This window comes from Mumia spirodelae, from assembly GCF_050632745.1.
Classification (GTDB): Bacteria; Actinomycetota; Actinomycetes; order Propionibacteriales; family Nocardioidaceae; genus Mumia.
This window is the reverse complement of record NZ_JBODSD010000002.1, coordinates 413,191-428,809: the sequence shown is the minus strand read 5'-3', so window position 1 is coordinate 428,809 and position 15,619 is coordinate 413,191. Positions and strand designations below refer to the sequence as shown.

Genomic DNA, 15,619 nt, shown 5'->3' with positions numbered 1-15,619 from the left:
CGCGTCCGGGCGACCCGCGGACCCGTCGGCGCGTCGTCCCGGGGAGCCGCCCCTCCGGTGGTGATACTGACGAGGCGTCCACCGGGTTGGGGGCAGCACGACAGCGACGTCATGGGGGTACATGTCCGACCACGCAGACGGCTACGGACGGACGCAGGCCGAGATCGAGTCGGCCCGCGTGCGGTTCCGGCGCGCACTCTCGCTGATGGTGATGACGCTCGTCGCGCCGGGCTCGGCGCAGCTCGTCGCCGGCAACAAGCGCGTCGGGCGTCTCGCGCTGCGGATCTGGGCGACCCTGTGGGGTCTGGCGCTGCTGCTCGTTCTCCTGGGCCTGCTCGACCGGGGCATCGTGATCACCCTGCTGACGTCGCCGGGGATCCTCTGGGTCCTCCGGTTCGGGCTGATCGCCCTCGCGCTCGGTTGGGTCGCGCTCTTCGCCGACGCCTGGCGCCTCGGGTCGCCGCTGCGTCTCGAGCGTGGGCACCGCCTGGCGCTGAGCGGCGTCAGCGGCGTCCTCTGCTTCGTGACCGCCGGGCTGCTGTTCGTCGCGTCCAACCTGATGGCTGTTCAGCAGGACTTCATCACCACGGTCTTCGGGTCGTCGGTGGTCCACGAGGCCGAGCAGGGGCGCTACAACGTGCTGCTGCTCGGCGGCGACTCCGGCAAGGGCCGCGAGGGCCTGCGCCCGGACTCGCTCACGGTCGCGAGCATCGATGCCGAGACCGGTGACACCGTCCTCGTCGGCCTCCCGCGCAACCTCGCGGACGTCCCGTTCCCCGAGGACTTCCCGATGCACGAGGAGTTCCCGGACGGGTTCGACTGCGAGGGGTGCTACCTCAACAGCGTCAACACCTGGGCCGACGACCACCCGGAGCTGTTCGGCGGCAAGGGCCACGAGGGCATCGCCGCGACGCAGGCCGCCGTCGAGGAGGTCACCGGCCTCCAGATCAGCTACCACGTCCTGATCAACATGAAGGGCTTCGCCTCGCTCGTCGACGCGGTCGGCGGCGTCAAGGTCCGGGTGCGCCAGCGTACGGCGATCGGCGGCATCGGCTCGCCCATCACCGGCTGGATCCCGAAGGGCCGCCAGGTCCTCGACGGCCGCGAGGCGCTCTGGTACGCGCGCAGCCGGGTGCAGAACTCCGACTACTCGCGGATGGCCCGGCAGAAGTGCGTGATGAACGCGATGCTCCAGCAGCTCGACCCCAACACGGTGCTGCTGAAGGCGACCGGCATCGCCGAGTCGAGCAAGAAGATGCTCAGCACCGACATCCCTGCCGGCGAGCTCGACACCTTCGTGGACCTCGCGCTGAAGGCGCGCGAGGCCAAGGTCTCGACGGTCTCGCTCGTTCCGCCGAAGATCGACACCGGCGACCCCGACTTCGACAAGATCCGGAAGATGGTCGCGAAGGCGGTCGAGCGGTCCGAGAAGGGCGACGAGAAGTCCGCGGGCGCCAAGCCGTCCGGGGGTGCGACGTCCGCAGCGACGGCGAAGTCCGGTGGCTCTGCCGAGGGCTCGACGGGCGGCGGTGACCCGGACAAGGAGCGCGCGGCCCGGGTCAACGAGTCCGAGGACCTGTCCTCGGCCTGCTGACCCTCCGCGACCTGCTGACCCTCAGCGAACGGTGACGCGCTCGGTCTCGGCGATGCTCGCGATCCGCTCGGCGTCGCCCTGCGGCGCGGTCGAGCGCACGAGCACCAGCGATCCCTGGGCGTGCAGGACGGCGAGCATAGTCCGCATCAGCGTGCCGGCGTCGCGATCGCCCACGAGCAGCACACGAGAGCCCTCCGGGTAGCGGTCGGCGGCCTCGGTGACGAGGTCGGCGTGCGTGAGGACCTGACCGTCGTCGCGGACCGCCACGGTGGAGCTGCTCGGGGGGTAGTAGGCGGTAAAGCGGTCTCCGTGGGACGGGACCTCCGCGTTGTAGTCGATGACGCCTGGCGGGAGCGGCGTCGTGAACCGGCCCGCGAGCGGCCGCAGGGAGAGGGCGACGACGTCGTCGGCGTTGCCGGCCTCGTCCATCGTCTGCGGGTCGACGACCGCGATCCGGTCGCCCGGGGCGAGGCTGACGGCCGAGCCGGCGACCCAGATCGCGAGCAGCCAGACGGCGGTCTCCCAGTGGAGCGGGAGCAGCACGTCGACGGTCGTCTCGTCGTCGGTGCCGAGCGTGTCCTGGAGCATGTTGGCGGTCTTGGCCACCCAGTTCATCGTCGTGGTGAGGCTGAGCTCGATGCGCTCGCCGCTCTCCAGGTCGTAGAAGGTCACCACCGGCCGCGACGGATCGGTCCGCGCGGCGCTGGCGAGCAGGTCGGCGATGGTCACGAGGCCACCCTAACGGCCGGTGGCGACCGCGGTCCTCACCTCGACACTCACCTTGAGACGGTGCGCCGCGGCGCCGACGCGCAGCCGCTCGGCCACCCGCCCGGCCGCGATCAGCGCGGTCGCGTCGTCGCGCAGCGGCGTCACGCGGAACACGGCGCCGTCGAGGTCGACGGCGACGACGCCGGGATCGGCGTCCGCGAGCTCCTGCACACGTTCGGCAGCACCGCTCTCGGCCGGGGGGAACCCTGCGGGTTCGTCCTGCTCGAGCACGGCCTCGACCGCGTCGCGTGCCCCCAGCCCGAAGAGGTCCTCGTCGTCAGGACGCAGGAGGTCGCGTGCGCCCGTGCGAGCCGTCGCCCAGTGGTCGCCGACCCAGTGGCGCGGCAGCCCGCGGACGACGACGAACGGGGTGTGGCTCGTCTTCCCCGCGACGAGCTCTGCGGCACCGGCGATCTCGTCGGCGACGGCGGGCTCGGTGACGTGCAGCGCGTTGCCGTACGCGTCCTGCGTGCCCGACAGCGAGTTGACCACCTTGAGTCCTGCGCTGCCGATCGCGATGTCGGTCTGGCCGCGGCGCCACGCGCGTCCGGCAGTGTCGGAGAGCACGACGGCGACCTCGACGCCGGCACGACGACGCAGCGACGTCCACAGGTCGTACGCCACCGCGTCCGGGTCCCGCGGCAGCGTCAGGACCGTGCCGGGCGTGGTGTTGCTCGCGTCCACGCCCGCGGCCGCCATCGTCAGGCCCGCACGGTTGCGGACGATGCGCGTCGCTCCCCGGCGGGCGACGAGGCGCACGGTCTCGCGGGTGATCACCGCCTCGCGGTCGCCGGTGGTGACCAGCCCGAGGGCCTTGCTCACGACCTTGCTGGTCACGACCACCACGTCGCCGTCGCGCAGCGGCTCGTCGAGACGGCCCAGCAGCAGCGCCACCAGGTCGTCGCCCTCGCGGACCTCGCGCACACCGGTCACCGGCCACAGCGTGAGGCTCATCGCGCCGCGCCGATCTCCCGCGCGAGCGCGAGGCTGTCGGCGGCGAGGGTCCGCGTCGTCGCCGGGTCGGACATGTAGAGCGGGACCGCGCGGGCGACGAGCCCGGAGCCCTCGAGCGCGGCGACCTGGTCCGCGTCGGCAGTGTCGACGAGCCAGCCGTCGAGGAGGCCGCCCGCCGTGCGGGCGCCGTACCGTGCCCCCACCGCGCCGGCGCTCACCTCGACGCCGAGCGCGGTGAGCAGCTGGTCGGCCATCCCTCGGACGGCGCCGCCGCCGATGATCGGCGAGACGCCGACGACCGGGGCCCGTGTCGCCCGCAGGGCGTCGGCGACGCCCGCGACCGCGAGGATCGGGCCGACCGAGACGACGGGGTTCGACGGCGGCACGAGCACGACGTCGGCCTCCGCGATCGCCTCGAGGACGCCCGGGGCCGGCTTCGCCTCGTCGATCCCGATCATGACCACGTCGTGCGCGGGGACGGCCGCGCGGTGGCGCACCCAGTACTCCTGGAAGTGGATCGCGCGCCGCTGGTCGCCGTCCTCCACCACGACGTGGGTCTCGACCCGCTCGTCGCTCATCGGCAGCAGGGTGACGCCCGGCTGCCAGCGCACGCACAGCGCACGCGTGACGTCGCTGAGAGCGTAGCCGGCCTGCAGCATCTGGGTGCGGACGAGGTGGGTCGCGACGTCGCGGTCGCCGAGCCCGAACCACGTCGGCTGCGCGCCGTACGCCGCCAGCTCCTCCTTGACGCTCCAGGTCTCGTCCGACCGGCCCCAGCGCCGCTCGGCGTCGATGCCGCCGCCGAGGGTGTACATGAGCGTGTCGAGATCCGGGCACACCTTCAGCCCGAACAGCCAGATGTCGTCCGCCGTGTTGCCGACGACGGTCACCTCCGCGTCGTCGCCGACCTCGTCGAGCAGGCCGCGGACGAAGGTGGCGCCGCCGATGCCTCCGGACAGAACGGTGATCCTCATGGGGACCATTCTCCCTTTCCGTGCGCGAACGCCCGCACGCCCGGGGGAGACGGGGTGACCATCGGCTGCGTAGGGTAGGGCCGTCCGACGGGACGGAGCACGGCTCCGAGCCCGAACCAGGAGATGGGGATCCGTGATCGACTCACTACGCAACTACCGCGACATCTTCTCGTACGCGCTGCTGGGTGTGGCCGCTGCGACGCTGCTGGCGAACTTCATCGCGCTGCTCGACGACCGCATCTTCGACGCCGGCCTCGGTGCTGGGCTCGTCCTCGTGGTCGCGCTCGCGGTGGCGATCGCCGCACCGCGCAAGGACGACCTGAGCCCCAACGCGCGCATCGTCACCATCGTGGCGATCGCGGTCCTCGGCGTCAGCCTCGTGCTGGGCCTGTGGGGTCTGTTCAAGGCCCTGGGGGAGGACCTCTTCCCGGCGAAGGGCTCGTTCGTGATCGGAGTGCTCGCGACGCTCGTCCTCAACGCGCTCGCGCTCTTCGCGTCGGTGACGGTCCTCAAGGTCCTCCCGGCGCCAGTCCGCGCGCAGCAGCAGCCGCAGCAGTGGGGCGGCCCGCAGCAGTCCCCGTGGGGGCAGCAGGGTGGCCAGCAGCAGGGCTGGCCGCAGCAGCCCGGGCAGCAGCAGTGGGGCGAGCAGGGCGGCTGGCCGCAGCAGGGTGTCCCGCAGCAGCCGTCGTCGCAGCAGGCGCCGGCGCAGCAGAGCTGGCAGCCGTACGCCGCGGGTGCCGCCGGCGCCGCGGCCGGCTACGGCGCCGCCGAGGCCGCGCAGCAGGCGCCCGCGTGGGGCGCCCCGGCGCAGCAGCAGCCGCAGAACCCCGAGACGCCCGCTCCCGTGGAGCCCGCGGAGCAGTCCACCGCGGTGTGGACGCCGCCGTCGGAGCAGCAGCCGAGCACCGACCGCTGGTCGCAGAGCCCGAGCCAGGAGCAGCAGTCCCCGGCGTGGGGCGCCTCGCAGCCCGAGCAGCAGTCCGGGTCCGGATGGGGCGCCACGCAGGACGCCGGCTGGGGCGGCTGGTCGCAGCAGGCCGAGCAGCCCGCTCCGAACGCGTGGGCGCAGGAGGCGACGGAGCAGCCGACGTGGCAGCCGCCAACGGAGTACGGCTCGACGTGGCCCCAGGCACCGCAGGAGCAGCAGTCGTACGGCTCGACCGAGCAGCCCGCGCAGCAGGGCTGGCAGTCCGACAGCGGCGGCTGGGGGAGCACCCCCGCGAGCGGGTGGTCCGCGCCCGCCGCGGAGCCCGAGGCCGAGCAGCCCGTGTCGCGTCTCGGCGACGCGACGTTCGACACTCCCGAGACCGAGACGACGTACGAGGCGGGCTCCGTGGCCCCCGAGGCGTCGGAGTCCTCCTCGGAGAGCGCGAGCGGTGAGAACGGGGACGACGACGAGCCTCGTCCGTCCTCCTGGTGGTCGCCGGGAAGCCCCTCCTGACCCACCTCTGTCCGCCGACGAAGGCCCGTACCACACCGGTACGGGCCTTCGCATTAGCACTACTCGGCTTGACGGATGGGTATTGACAGGCTTGTAATTTCACTAGTGTCGTCCTCTTGGACGGCTCGGGTGCACGATCCGGGGCTCGTCGAGCTCCTGATCACGGTCCACGAGGGGTCGGGGACCGGTGCCGGGGTCAGGGGCGACGCGGACCACGGGGACTACGAGGGGTAGGAGGCGAGACTGATGGAGGATCTCTTCCACGCAGACGCCGAGGAGATGGGTTGGCAGGACCGTGCGCTGTGCGCACAGACCGACCCGGAGGCATTCTTCCCGGAGAAGGGCGGCTCGACGCGTGAGGCGAAGCGGGTCTGCCTGACCTGCGACGTGCGCGACGAGTGCCTGGAGTACGCGCTCGAGAACGACGAGCGCTTCGGCATCTGGGGCGGGCTGTCCGAGCGCGAGCGTCGCAAGCTCAAGAAGCGCGCCATCTGAGCGCTGCCGCCGCGCCGGTCGGGGTCGGTGCGGCGGACCGGCGCGGGCTCCGCCACGCGCCATGGCTAGACTCGCCCACCTATGATCGAAGGCGTCGACGAGGGCCTCGTCCCCTCCCGTGACTGGATCGCCTCGCCCCCCAGCGTCACCGCCGTGATCGTGTGCCGCAACGGCGCGCGGTGGCTCCCGCAGGTGCTCGACTCGTTGGCATCGCTGCCGCACCTGCCGCACGCGGTCGTCGCGGTCGACGTCGCCTCGACCGACGAGACCCGCGAGATCCTCGGTCGCTACCTGCACCCCGCCTCCATCCGCACCGCCCGCGCGGGCACCGGCTTCGGCGACGCGGTGCGGATCGCCCTCGACGGTGCCGCGCCGACGGAGTGGGTGTGGCTCCTCCACGACGACTCCTCCCCGGGGGAGGACGCGCTCGCGCACCTCCTCGACCAGGCGACGCAGTCGGACGACATCGGCATCGTCGGCCCGAAGCTGCGCGAGTGGCCGTCCCTCAAGCGCCTGCTCGAGGTCGGCGTCACGATCACGGGCACCGGGTCGCGCGAGACCGGTCTGGAGCGCGGCGAGCCCGACCAGGGCCAGCACGACCGTCCGCGCGACGTGCTTGCGGTGAGCACCGCCGGCATGCTCGTACGACGCCGCGTGCTCGACGACCTCGGCGGCTTCGACCCGAACCTCCCGCTCTTCTTCGACGACGTGGACCTCGGGTGGCGCGCCGCCCGGCGCGGCTACCGCGTCAGGGTGGTCCCCGCCTCGGTGTTCTTCCACGTCGAGGCGAGCGCCACCGCCGTACGCCCCGGCTCCCTCGCGAAGCGTCCGCGGCGCGACGTCCGGCGTGCCGCGACCTACACGCTGCTCGCGAACGCGAGCCGTCCCGGCTTCTGGTGGCAGTCCGTCCGGCTGCTCCTCGGCACGGTCCTGCGCGCGCTCGCGCTGCTGATCGGCAAGGCGCCGCGCGAGGCGGCCGACGAGATCGCAGGCGTCCTGAGGGTGTTCACCCGGCCCGGGACGATGATCGCCGCACGCCGCCGCCGCGCGGCCGCCGCACGCGTCGACCAGAAGACGGTCCGCGAGACGCTGCTGCCGTCGCCCCTGATCCCGTACCGCCACGGTCTCGACGCCGTCGGGGAGCTCGTCAACACCCTGGTCGGCCCGGCGCCGGAGATGACCGGACGCCGTGCCGCGGTCGAGGCGCGCTCGGACGACGAGGACGACGCGCTGCCCGTCACCGGGTCCTTCCTGTCCCGTCACCCGTGGGCGGCGACGGTCCTGGTGCTCCTCCTGGTCGCGCTCGTCGCGGCGCGGTCGGTGATCGGGTCCGGCTTCCTGGCCGGCGGCGCCCTGCTCCCGGCACCCGACGGCACGGGAGCGTGGTGGTCGTTCTTCACGTCGGGCTCCCACGACGTCAGCATCGGCAGCGACGTGCCCGCCCCGGGGTACGTCGTGCCGCTCGCGCTCCTCGGCACGCTCCTCGGCGGCAACGCCGACCTCGCGGTCTCCCTTCTCGTGCTCGGCGGCGCGGTCCTCGCCGCGCTGACCGCCCACCGTCTTGCGCGCAGGCTCTTCACCTCGCCCGGCGTCCAGCTGTGGTGGGGAGCGACGTACGGCGTCCTGGTGGCGACGTCCGGTGCGGTCGCCCAGGGCCGCATCGGCACGGTCGTCGCGCTGGCTGCGGCGCCGGCGATCGTGAACTCCGCCTACCTGCTGATGACCCGCCCGAGGGTCACCGACGGCCTGCGGCTCGGACTGTGGCTCACGCTGGCGACCGCCTTCGCTCCCCTCGCGTACGTGCTCACCGCCGTACCGCTGCTGCTCGCGGGCGGACTGCTCCTGCGGCGGCGTGGCTGGCCGAGCATCTCGACGGCGCTCGTGCTGCCGTGGCTGCTCCTCGGCTCGTGGATGTGGCGTCGCGCGCTCGACCCCGGCGCCTGGTGGTGGGAGGCCGGGCGTGCCGACGCGGGGGTCGGCGACCTCGACCCGCCGACGTGGCAGCTCGCGCTCGGTCACGCCGGCGGTCCCGGCGCGGCGACGTACGCGACCGGTGCGCTGGTCGTCCTCGGACTCCTCGCCCTGCTGCGCACCGACCGGCGTGCCCCCGTCCTCGTGGCGTGGGCGGCCGGCCTCTGGGGGCTCGGCTGGGCGAGCTTCGGTGCCGGTGCGCGCTTCACCGACGGCGTCTCCAGCGGTCCGGCCTGGGTCGGTGTCCCGGCGACGCTGTGGGTGGCCGCGCTCGCGGCAGCCGCGGGCATGGCGGCCGACGGCCTGCCCGAGCGCTGGTCGGAGCGGCCGCTGCGGCGCCGGATCTACGCGATCGGTGTCGTGCTCGCGGTCGCCGGCCCGCTGCTGGCGACCGGGTGGTGGGTCGTGCGCGGTGTCGACGACCCGCTCGAGCGCGGTCCGTTGACCGAGGTTCCCGCCTACCTCGCGGCGCGAGCGGAGGACGGGGCGTCGACGCTCGTCCTGTCCGGCTCCCGCGAGGCCGGCGTGACCCAGCAGGTGGTCTCCGGGGACGGGACGCGTCTCGGAGACGAGGCCGTGATGCCCGAGCGGGAGGCGTTCCGTGCGCTGGACACCGACATCCGCCTGCTCCTCTCCAACCCGTCGTCCGGCGTGCTGGAGCGACTCGGCTCGTACGGCATCCAGGCGATCTACGTCCCGGCGCCGGCCGACCCCGACCTGGTCGACGCGCTGGAGGTCGTGCCCGGGCTGATGCCGTCGGGCAGCCCCGAGGGCTCGAAGGTGTGGACCTTCACGACGACCGCCGAGCCGCAGGAGCCGCCGGACTCGGCGCTGCGACCGGTGATGGCCTGGATCCAGCTCGGCCTGCTGCTCGTGGTCGTCGTCGCAGCGGCACCCGGACGGACGAGGGAGGTCCGATGAGCCCGCGCAAGTCGAAGCGGCAGGCCGGCGGCCGTCGCGTCAAGGACCAGGTCGTCGAGACCACCTCGGCGGCGCTCGCCCTGGGCGCGCAGTCGGGCCGGCTCGTGATCGGAGCGATCGTCCTCGCCGTGCTGCTGCTGGTCGTCGGAGAGATCCGGACGGCCTCCTCGGGCGAGCCGCCCGCTCCGCCGTCGGAGCAGCGGGTCGGCGCCCTGGCGTACGGGTGCGCCCCGTTCGTGCAGTCCGGTGCCGCCTCCCCGACGACCGTGGCGGTGACCTCCCTGCCCGGCGAGCAGCGCGACGGCGGCGAGCGCACGGTCGTCCGGCTCCCCGGCGAGGATCCCGTCGCCGCGCTGGCCGACGCGCCGCGCGGCACGTGGGCGTCGGCTCTGGCCGGACGCCGGACGCGCGCGGTCGTCGCCGAGGCACAGGGCGCCCAGGCGCCCGGCACGGTCGCGTACGTTGCCTCGCGCGCGGTGGCCGCCGACGGGGGCGGGCTGGCCGTGGGCGCGTGCCCCCGCCCGGCCCCGGAGCGCTGGTTCGTCGGCGCCGGCAGCACCGCCCAGCGCAGCACCACCCTCGTGCTGACCAACACGTCGACCTCGCAGGGCGTCGTGGACCTGACGCTCTACGGCGACGGCGGTGAGGTCGAGGGCGTCGGTACGCGTGGCCTCGTCGTCGAGCCGCGCAGCGCGCGCGTGGTCCGGCTCGCCCAGCTCACCTCGAGCGAGTCCGAGCTCGCGGTGCGGGCGGTCGTGCGACGCGGCGCGGTCGCGGTCGCGGCGACGGACGTCTCGGCGACGGTGGCGGCGACGGCGGGCAGCGAGTACCTGCCCGGAGCCGCGCTGCCGGCGACCGAGCAGACCATCGCCGGCGTGCCCGCCCAGCGCAGCTCCCGGACGCTGCTCATCGCGAACCCGTCCGACCGCACCGCGACGGTCGGGATCTCGATCGCGACCAACGACGGCATCTTCACGCCGACCGGGCTCGAGTCGGTCGACGCCGCCCCCGAGTCCGTGACCAGCGTGACGCTCCCCGCCGGCATCAGCCCGCGGGCGTACGCCGTGCGGCTGAGCTCGGACGTCGCGGTGACGGCGTCGGTGCGCAGCCGCGCCGGAGCCGACCACGCCTACTCGGTCGCCGCTCCGGCCTGGCAGGGAACCGCGGTCGTGCCGGTGCAGATCGGCGCCTCCCTGCGTGCCGGCGGGTCGAGCCTGGTCGTCACCGCCGACGGTGACCGGGCCGCTGCCGTCCGGGTGACGGCCCACGCCGAGGACGGCAGCGAGGTCGGGACGACCGACCTCGAGGCGCCGGCGGGTGCGACGGCCTCCCTCGACCCGTTCGGCTCCGGCGGGGTCGGCGTCGACGCCGACCGTGTCTCCTACCTGACCGTCGAGACGTCCAGCGGTGCCGTCCGTGCTGCCGCCGCGTACACGACCGGTGGCATCGCCGTCACACCGCTGACCGCCGCTCCGGTGCGCGAGGCCGCCCCGGTCGTACGCCCCGGGGCTCCCTGAGCATCACGCCCGCGGGTCGAGCTCCTCGGGGTCGCACCGCCACAGCGCGGCGAGCTGGTCGACGAGGACGCTGAGCACGAGGTCGTCGAGGTCGGCCCGCGACGTCGCGCGGTGCTGGACGGGCTGACGGAAGAGGACCACCCTCGGCCGCTCCCGGTCGGGGACGACCGTGCCGAGCGGCACCTCGTCGCGCCACCGGCGGGGCAGCACCGGCACGTCCTCGACCGCGACGTCGAGCTGTTCCAGCGCGGCCGCGTGCCGGGGCCGCAGCCGGGCGACGGCGCCGAGGACGGCGGTGTCGAACTGCGCGCGCCGGTCCCAGCCGCCGGGGACGCCGCGCGGCGACAGCGGGCCCGGGATCGCCACCGGGCCGCGGAACCCCCGACCGCGCCGGTCGCGCCGGCTCCCGCCGCGGACGGTGTCGAGCGGTGGCACGCGGGGGTTCGAGCGGGAGGTCACCTCCTCCTTCTACCCCGACCGGTCGAGGCCCGCAAGGACGCCGCCGAGCCCGCGCGGCCCACCCTGCGAGGCGGTGCGCCGCGTCCCGGCGAGCGGGTGCGGCACGCTACCCTCGCGGGGTGAGCCCCCTGCGCCGATGCACCCGCCCCGCGTGCCTGCGCTCCGCCGTCGCGACGCTGACCTACGTGTACGCCGACAAGACCGCGGTGCTGGGGCCGCTGGCCGTCTACGCCGAGCCGCACAGCTACGACCTGTGCGAGCACCACGCCGAGCGCCTCTCCGCCCCCAAGGGCTGGGAGGTGCTCCGTCTGGAGATCGACCTCGCCGCGGCGCAGGCGCCGACGGCCGACGACCTCGAGGCGCTCGCCGACGCGGTGCGCGAGGCGGCCCAGGTGCCGCCGCCGGTGGCAGGCCCGACCGACACCCCCCGACGCGGGCACCTCCGCGTCCTCGGACCCCAGGACTGATCGCATGACCCCTGACAACCTCGCCGAGCGCCTCACGGAGCTCGTCAAGTCGTACGACGTGCGCGGCGCGTCGCCCGAGGTGCTCGACGCCGACGTGGCGCGGGCGCTCGGCGCCGCCTTCGCCGTCGAGACCGGGGCCGCCCCGGGCGACGACGGGGCTGCCGGATCGGTCGTCATCGGCCACGACATGCGGGTCACGTCCCCCGACCTGGCCGAGGCGCTCGCCGCGGGCGTGACGAGCACCGGCGCGGACGTCGTCGCCATCGGTCTCGCGTCCACCGACATGCTCTACTTCGCCTCCGGCGCGTGGGACCTGCCGGGGATCATGGTCACCGCGAGCCACAACCCGAGCGGTGACAACGGTCTCAAGCTCTGCCGTGCCGGCGCCCGGCCGATCGGGCGCGACACCGGTCTGTCCGCGATCGCCGACCGTGCGGTCGCGGGTGTCGAGCCGGTGCTCGCGCAGGGATCGGTGGTGGCGCGCGACGCGCTCACGGCCTACGCGCTGCGGGTCACCGAGCTGGTGGCCGTGCCGTCGGGACCGCGTCCGCTCAAGGTCGTCGTCGACGCGGCGAACGGCATGGGCGGCCTCATCGTGCCGGCGGTCTTCGCCCACCTCGACGTCGAGCTGCACGGGCTCTACATGGACCTCGACGGCACCTTCCCCAACCACCCCGCCAACCCGCTCGACCCGACCAACCTGGTCGACCTCCAGAAGGCGGTGCGCGAGCAGGGCGCCGACCTCGGCCTGGCCTTCGACGGCGACGCCGACCGCTGCTTCGTCGTGGACGAGCGGGGCGAGCTGGTCTCGCCGTCGGCAGTGACCGCGATGATCGCCGCCCGCGAGCTCGCGAAGCACCCCGGCGAGACGATCCTGCACAACGTCATCACCTCCCGCGCCGTGCGCGAGGTGATCCTCGAGAACGGCGGCACCCCCGTCCGTACGCCGGTGGGCCACTCCTTGATCAAGGCCGAGATGGCACGCACGGGCGCCGTCTTCGGAGGCGAGCACTCGGGTCACTACTACTTCCGGGACTTCTCCCTCGCCGACTCGGGCATGCTGGCCGCGCTGCACGTGATGGCCGCGATGAACGCCGCCGGACAGCCGCTGTCGGAGGTCGTCGGCCAGTACGAGCGCTACCCGTCCTCGGGCGAGCTCAACAGCCGCGTCGCCGACGCCGCCGCGGTCACCGCACGGGTCGCCGCGGCGTACGCCGACCACGACCAGGACCGTCTCGACGGCCTCACCGTCACGGCCCCGACGTGGTGGTTCAACCTCCGCAGCTCCCAGACCGAGCCGCTGCTGCGTCTCAACGTCGAGGCCGACGACGAGGCCACGATGACCGAAGTCCGGGACGCCGTCCTCGCCCTCGTCCACCAGGAGGAGCCCTCATGAACCTCGATCCCGCGCTGCTCGAGATCCTCGTCTGCCCGCAGTGCCGCGCCACGCTCGCCGTGGACGTGGACCGCGACGAGCTCGTCTGCCACCTGTGCCGGCTCGCCTACCCGGTGCGCGACGACATCCCGGTGATGCTCGTCGGCGAGGCCCGCAGCCTGACGGACTGACGCGGACGACGGGGGAGTCATGTTCCACGATGGGTCCTTCGACGACGGGCTGCTGGACGACGAACGGGCCCTGACGCGGGCCGACCCCGTCCTGCGCGACCTCGCCGAGTCGGGCGCTCGGGTCCGCATGGACACCCACACCGCGGGCGAGGTCGTCGCGACGCTCGGGAACGACGCAGACCAGCGTCCGCGTGCCGTCGTGGCCGCGGGCCAGCCCGCGCGGCTGCTGCGCGCCGTCCTCGAGCCGGTCTGCCCGGTGCCGTTCCTGGCGTGGCCCGGCCCCGGTCTGCCCGGATGGGCCGGGAGCCTCGACCTCGTGGTGGTGCTCGGTGCACCGGACGGCCCGGCGGCGCACTCGGCGGCGGCCGAGGCCGTACGCCGCGGGTGCCCGCTGCTGCTGGTCGCGCCGGCCACCTCCGCGCTCGCCGAGGTCGCCGCGTCGCGGTGGACCACCGTGCTCCCGACCGCCACGGCCGACCCTCTCGCCACCTCGGTGGTTGCCCTCCAGGCGCTCGCGGCGCTGGGCCTCGCGCCGCCCGTCGACTCCGAGGAGGTCGCCCGCGCGCTCGACTCCGTCGCGGTCGGCTGCTCGCCGTTCCACGACCTCGGCAGCAACCACGCCAAGCAGCTCGCGAGCGGGCTCGGCGACACGGTCCCGCTGGTCTGGGGCGGGAGCGTGCTCGCGGCGCGTGCGGCCCGCCGGTGGGCGGAGGCCCTGCGACGCGTCTCGGCGCGCCCGGCGCTCGCGGCAGAGGCCGAGGACCTGGTCGCCGTGCTGCAGGCGAGCCCGCAGCGCGACGTCTTCGCCGACCCGTTCGAGGACCCGGTCGGCGGGCCGTCGCCCTTCCTCGTCCTGCTCGACGACCGCGTCGAGGCGCCGACCGTGCGCGTCGACCGGAGCCACCTCCTGGGGGCGGCCGAGACCCAGGGTGTCCGGCACGACGACGTGGTGTCGGTCGAGGGTGGCGAGGTCGCACGGTACGCGTCGCTGGTGGCGACCGGGAGCTACGCGGCGGCGTACCTCGCGATCGGGCTCGGGCGGTGAGCACGCCCGACGAGCCGCCCGACGCGCCGCCCGGCGAACGGGCGGTGTCGCGTCGACGGCGCACGTCGGACTGGTGGCGCTCCGGTGTCGCGGCGGTCGCCCGCAGGATCCTCAAGCAGCCCGACGAGGTCGAGCCGCCCGACGCCGCGCCGTCCGGTGCCGAGATCCTCGCGATGCTGCGTGCGTTCGCCGCCGCGCAGCTCGAGGTCGGACAACCCGCGAACCTCGTCGAGGAGAGCATCCGCACGATCGCGAAGGCGTACGGGGTCGAGACGGTGCGCGCCGTGGTCCTCCCGACGGTGGTGATCATCGAGATCGAGAGCACCGACGGCGACGAGACGGAGCACCGGACCGAGATCGAGCCTATCCGCTCCACGGACTCGCGCCTCGACCAGGCGGGCGCGATCGAGCAGCTCGTGACCGAGGCGATGGCGGGCCACCTCGTCCCTGCCGAGGCGGTCGAGCGGATCGACGCGGTGCGCGCGTCGGACCCGCGGTTCGGGACGTTCACCGCGACGGTCGGCTACGTCGTGCTGTGCGTCGGGTTCGGTCTGAGCCTCAACCCGCACGCTGCGGCGCTGGGGGCGTACGCCGCGCTCGGCCTCGTCGTCGGCGTGCTCCGCCTGATCGCCCGGGCCGTCCCGACGCTGCAGGCGGCGCTGCCGGTGTTCGCCGCTTTCACGGTCACCGTGATCACCTGCGCGTTCGTCGCCGGCACGGTGGGGGACGAGCCGCTGCGCATCATCGCGCCGTCGCTGGTCACGTTCCTTCCCGGCCTCACGCTCACCGTCGCCGCGGTCGAGCTGACCAGCAACCAGGTCGTCGCGGGCGCGTCACGGATCGTGTACGGCACGGCGCAGCTGCTGCTGCTCACCTTCGGCGTCGTGGTCGGCGTGCAGGTCGCGGGCGGCCTCCCCGACACCACGACCGGCGAGCCCCTCGGTGCGTGGGCGCCGTTCGCGGGCGTCGTGTGCGTGTCGGTCGGCTACCTGCTGTTCCAGTCCGCGCCGCCGCGCTCGCTCGTGTGGCTCGTGCTCGCGCTGCTCGTCGCGTACGTCGCGCAGCGCATCGGCGGCGAGCTCTTCGGTGCCACGCTGTCGGGCTTCTTCGGGGCGCTCGCGGTCGTCCCGTTCACGCGGTTCGCCGCGGCGTTCAGGACGGCACCGACGTCGATGGTGATGCTGCTCGCCGCGTTCTGGTTCCTGGTCCCGGGGGCGATCGGGTTCATCAGCCTCGGCGAGGCGGCGAGCGGGTCGGCCGCGGGCGTGCAGGCGCTGCTCACGACGTTCCTGTCGCTCTTCTCGATCGCGCTCGGCTTCCTCGTGGGGACCGCGCTGACGCGCGAGGTGCGCGACCTCCAGGCAAGGACGGCCGCACGCCCGAGGCAGTGAGCGCCGGCGTGCGCACGGCACGCCTGGCCGATCGCCTCCACCGCGCGGCTACGATG

14 protein-coding genes are annotated in these 15,619 nt (G+C 74.2%); 10 read left to right on the top strand and 4 right to left on the bottom strand.

What is annotated here, in order from left to right; all coding sequences use genetic code 11:
• The first annotated feature begins 121 nt into the window (after positions 1-121).
• Positions 122-1,594 carry an LCP family protein gene (locus ACQSSQ_RS11645; protein ID WP_431327244.1) on the top strand — a complete coding sequence of 491 codons (1,473 nt, stop codon included), beginning with the start codon at positions 122-124 and terminating at the stop codon, positions 1,592-1,594.
• 21 nt (positions 1,595-1,615) lie between these two features.
• On the opposite strand, the gene ACQSSQ_RS11640 is transcribed toward ACQSSQ_RS11645, so the two are convergent.
• The 3 genes from ACQSSQ_RS11640 to cofD are packed head-to-tail and all read right to left on the bottom strand — an operon-like array spanning position 1,616 to position 4,290.
• Positions 1,616-2,323, bottom strand: coding sequence for a TIGR03089 family protein (locus tag ACQSSQ_RS11640; RefSeq protein WP_431327243.1), 708 nt, complete (start codon positions 2,321-2,323; stop codon positions 1,616-1,618).
• Positions 2,324-2,332: 9 nt separating this feature from the next.
• Positions 2,333-3,316 (bottom strand): coenzyme F420-0:L-glutamate ligase, encoded by a 984-nt coding sequence (cofE, locus tag ACQSSQ_RS11635; protein WP_431327242.1) that lies wholly within the window; start codon positions 3,314-3,316, stop codon positions 2,333-2,335.
• Positions 3,313-4,290, bottom strand: a complete 978-nt coding sequence (cofD, locus tag ACQSSQ_RS11630) for a 2-phospho-L-lactate transferase (protein ID WP_431327241.1) — start codon at positions 4,288-4,290, stop codon at positions 3,313-3,315. The genes cofE and cofD overlap by 4 nt, the downstream gene beginning before the upstream one ends.
• A 133-nt stretch (positions 4,291-4,423) precedes the next feature.
• On the opposite strand from cofD, the gene ACQSSQ_RS11625 reads away from it, so the two are divergent.
• From ACQSSQ_RS11625 to ACQSSQ_RS11610, 4 genes are all read left to right on the top strand, one after another.
• The gene (locus ACQSSQ_RS11625; RefSeq protein WP_431327240.1) at positions 4,424-5,731 is read left to right on the top strand and encodes a hypothetical protein; all 1,308 of its coding nucleotides are present in this window, start codon (positions 4,424-4,426) and stop codon (positions 5,729-5,731) included.
• A 246-nt stretch (positions 5,732-5,977) separates the two neighbouring features.
• Positions 5,978-6,226, top strand: coding sequence for a WhiB family transcriptional regulator (locus ACQSSQ_RS11620; protein ID WP_431327239.1), 249 nt, complete (start codon positions 5,978-5,980; stop codon positions 6,224-6,226).
• Positions 6,227-6,307: 81 nt separating this feature from the next.
• Positions 6,308-9,118: a glycosyltransferase gene (locus ACQSSQ_RS11615; protein WP_431327238.1), complete on the top strand. Its 2,811-nt coding sequence runs from the start codon at positions 6,308-6,310 to the stop codon at positions 9,116-9,118.
• Positions 9,115-10,635, top strand: a complete 1,521-nt coding sequence (locus tag ACQSSQ_RS11610) for a DUF5719 family protein (RefSeq protein ID WP_431327237.1) — start codon at positions 9,115-9,117, stop codon at positions 10,633-10,635. The genes ACQSSQ_RS11615 and ACQSSQ_RS11610 overlap by 4 nt, the downstream gene beginning before the upstream one ends.
• Positions 10,636-10,638: 3 nt before the next feature.
• Here the strand turns inward: ACQSSQ_RS11610 and ACQSSQ_RS11605 are convergent, their stop codons facing one another.
• On the bottom strand, positions 10,639-11,094 hold the full coding sequence (locus ACQSSQ_RS11605; protein WP_431327236.1) for a metallopeptidase family protein: 456 nt from the start codon (positions 11,092-11,094) through the stop codon (positions 10,639-10,641).
• Between the two features lie 119 nt (positions 11,095-11,213).
• On the opposite strand from ACQSSQ_RS11605, the gene ACQSSQ_RS11600 reads away from it, so the two are divergent.
• From ACQSSQ_RS11600 to ACQSSQ_RS11580, 5 genes are read left to right on the top strand one after another with little or no spacing between them, the layout of a single operon-like run.
• The gene (locus ACQSSQ_RS11600) at positions 11,214-11,561 is read left to right on the top strand and encodes a DUF3499 domain-containing protein (protein WP_431327235.1); all 348 of its coding nucleotides are present in this window, start codon (positions 11,214-11,216) and stop codon (positions 11,559-11,561) included.
• Positions 11,562-11,565: 4 nt separating this feature from the next.
• A complete protein-coding gene (locus ACQSSQ_RS11595; RefSeq protein ID WP_431327234.1) occupies positions 11,566-12,957 on the top strand; it encodes a phosphomannomutase/phosphoglucomutase in 1,392 nt (463 codons plus the stop codon).
• On the top strand, positions 12,954-13,127 hold the full coding sequence (locus ACQSSQ_RS11590; RefSeq protein WP_431327233.1) for a Trm112 family protein: 174 nt from the start codon (positions 12,954-12,956) through the stop codon (positions 13,125-13,127). The genes ACQSSQ_RS11595 and ACQSSQ_RS11590 overlap by 4 nt, the downstream gene beginning before the upstream one ends.
• A gap of 19 nt (positions 13,128-13,146) precedes the next feature.
• Positions 13,147-14,172: an SIS domain-containing protein gene (locus ACQSSQ_RS11585; RefSeq protein ID WP_431327232.1), complete on the top strand. Its 1,026-nt coding sequence runs from the start codon at positions 13,147-13,149 to the stop codon at positions 14,170-14,172.
• A complete protein-coding gene (locus ACQSSQ_RS11580) occupies positions 14,169-15,563 on the top strand; it encodes a threonine/serine exporter family protein (protein ID WP_431327231.1) in 1,395 nt (464 codons plus the stop codon). The genes ACQSSQ_RS11585 and ACQSSQ_RS11580 overlap by 4 nt, the downstream gene beginning before the upstream one ends.
• Positions 15,564-15,619 lie beyond the last annotated feature (56 nt).

Coding starts and splice junctions, on each gene's coding strand:
- ACQSSQ_RS11645 (WP_431327244.1), top strand. CDS start 122: ATGTCCGACCACGCAGACGGCTACGGACGGACGCAGGCCGAGATCGAG.
- cofE (WP_431327242.1), bottom strand. CDS start 3,316: ATGAGCCTCACGCTGTGGCCGGTGACCGGTGTGCGCGAGGTCCGCGAG.
- cofD (WP_431327241.1), bottom strand. CDS start 4,290: ATGAGGATCACCGTTCTGTCCGGAGGCATCGGCGGCGCCACCTTCGTC.
- ACQSSQ_RS11620 (WP_431327239.1), top strand. CDS start 5,978: ATGGAGGATCTCTTCCACGCAGACGCCGAGGAGATGGGTTGGCAGGAC.
- ACQSSQ_RS11615 (WP_431327238.1), top strand. CDS start 6,308: ATGATCGAAGGCGTCGACGAGGGCCTCGTCCCCTCCCGTGACTGGATC.
- ACQSSQ_RS11610 (WP_431327237.1), top strand. CDS start 9,115: ATGAGCCCGCGCAAGTCGAAGCGGCAGGCCGGCGGCCGTCGCGTCAAG.
- ACQSSQ_RS11595 (WP_431327234.1), top strand. CDS start 11,566: ATGACCCCTGACAACCTCGCCGAGCGCCTCACGGAGCTCGTCAAGTCG.
- ACQSSQ_RS11590 (WP_431327233.1), top strand. CDS start 12,954: ATGAACCTCGATCCCGCGCTGCTCGAGATCCTCGTCTGCCCGCAGTGC.
- ACQSSQ_RS11585 (WP_431327232.1), top strand. CDS start 13,147: ATGTTCCACGATGGGTCCTTCGACGACGGGCTGCTGGACGACGAACGG.